Below are 1873 nucleotides of genomic sequence, written 5' to 3' on the forward strand. Positions count from 1 at the left end.
GATCATGAACGCCTCTAAACCCCGCCCGCGCGCAGTTTCCAATTTGAATGGCCTGTTTAGGTGCGGAAGATGTGCTATCGGAACTACTGGCCGACATTAGCCGGACTTACTGGCCGGTTCCTGTCGGATTAGATGGCCGATTTGACCGGAATTCGCAGGGTCCCAGCCGCTTGCGAAAGTGAGTGAGCAGAGAGGGGGCAAAAGGCGGTTCCTCTTGATACCCTTCCAGACCGATGAAGTACTGCAGGTACGGGTTTTCCGTGATGTGATGGACCAAATGGCGGTCTGAAAAGCCTTCTCGCTCCTGAATCATCAGGGCACCAAGTGCCATCCGGACCGACACAGCCCGGCCCCCTCGAACATCTTGGCTGAATTTCTTACTGTATTCCTGTTCCACCCGTCTCCAAGCGATGAGATATGAAAGTTGAGCCCAACGATTGTTTTCACTGAGTCGGCCGCCGAACGGCAGAAAGAAATCTTCCGGGAGAATCTGTTGGTCTACATTGTTCGCGTACAATTTTTGTCCTCCAAGTGCACGGTTTTTGCTGGTTCCGCCCAAAATCTATACACTTGTATTCGACGATCTGCACGCGAAATCCTTGCTACTACTGGGTTATTAATTCATTCGGCGGCCCCTAATTATTATTATAAAAATAAAATGTATTTTTTGTATCAAATATATCCAAATTACCAGATACGTTAATACCCAACGGATTGACTTTGGGTGGTAGCTTTAAATATTGTCTGCTCTTGAGATCGTAGCCACCATAGTTATCACTATTGATAGCCATCCACCATATGTTGTGTCCATCTGTTTTCACGTACGAAGGCATACTATCTAGACCAAGGACCTGTTTCGAACCTAAAACATAGGCAGTCACACCTCGCGTTTTATCTGACCATACCCACACCCCACTCCGTGCTCTTAGGGTGAACGGATTTACGTTAATATTTGAGTATATGGTCTTAAACACGGGGTTTGTCGTACTCCCTATCTCAAAACGGTATCTTTCATTTAAAGAAGGAGATGTGAAATGATTAGCTGGTGTTTCAATAACTCCAAGCCACTTTCCAGTAACCGCAAAATCCTCAATTATATTCTCGGAACCTGTGCCCTTGGTAGTTACAATTGAAGCATTTTCACGATCAGATAGATTTATGGACCGGATTAATGTAGTTGCAGTACTACCTGCGTTATACTGAACTCCGTAATAGAGAACGTGTCCGTGCAATTGATATTCAAATACTTGTTGAAGCGGACCGCCGCTCCACACTAAAAATTCCGAGTGTTTTTTAATATTATAGGCGTATATTTTCTCCCCTAGGTCAGGGCCAAACCCGAAAGATAAATAAATCCAAGTAACCCAATTTGTGTTGCTTTGAACATCGTAAGGCTCATATCCCTTAATTGCATTAATTTGAGGTAAATACTTACCGTTCTTAAGTTCCATTATTCTTCCTGGAATGAATTTTTTGTTTTGAAATGGCAACGGAGGTGCTCCAGGCGGTGCCTGATGCATCGCAGGTGTAGTACTCAAAAAACCGAGTGATGCACTATATGCAACTGGGGGAAATAGAGAATTAAGTTCCGGATTTTTCACTTCAATAAGTTTTGGCTTAGAGTCCGTGTATAATTTTTCATTGACATATGAGACATTGGACGTATTTTGGGCGTGTCTACTTTTTTCTGTAGCTGCATTTTTGTGGGTAGCGCATCCAGTCAATAAAACACAACTACATATAATTATAGAGATACGGTATGAATTTTTCATTTTTCCACACCTTTACTTTGTATTAACCCGGATTTCGAGGGTCTTGAACTTCTAGAATCATTGAAAAGGCGCTCCCTGTAAGGCTAAGATGAGTTTGTCGA

General features: G+C 43.3%; 2 protein-coding genes. Both read right to left on the reverse strand.

Annotation, left to right across the window (positions count from 1 at the left end; translation table 11 throughout):
• Positions 1-106: 106 nt before the first annotated feature.
• Positions 107-517: a transposase gene (locus M4I36_RS15530; RefSeq protein WP_374986464.1), complete on the reverse strand. Its 411-nt coding sequence runs from the start codon at positions 515-517 to the stop codon at positions 107-109.
• Positions 518-635: 118 nt separating this feature from the next.
• Positions 636-1772: a hypothetical protein gene (locus M4I36_RS15535; protein ID WP_258112672.1), complete on the reverse strand. Its 1137-nt coding sequence runs from the start codon at positions 1770-1772 to the stop codon at positions 636-638.
• Between the last annotated feature and the right edge of the window lie 101 nt (positions 1773-1873).

Source organism: Alicyclobacillus sp. SP_1, assembly GCF_024706985.1.
Classification (GTDB): domain Bacteria; phylum Bacillota; class Bacilli; order Alicyclobacillales; family Alicyclobacillaceae; genus Alicyclobacillus_I.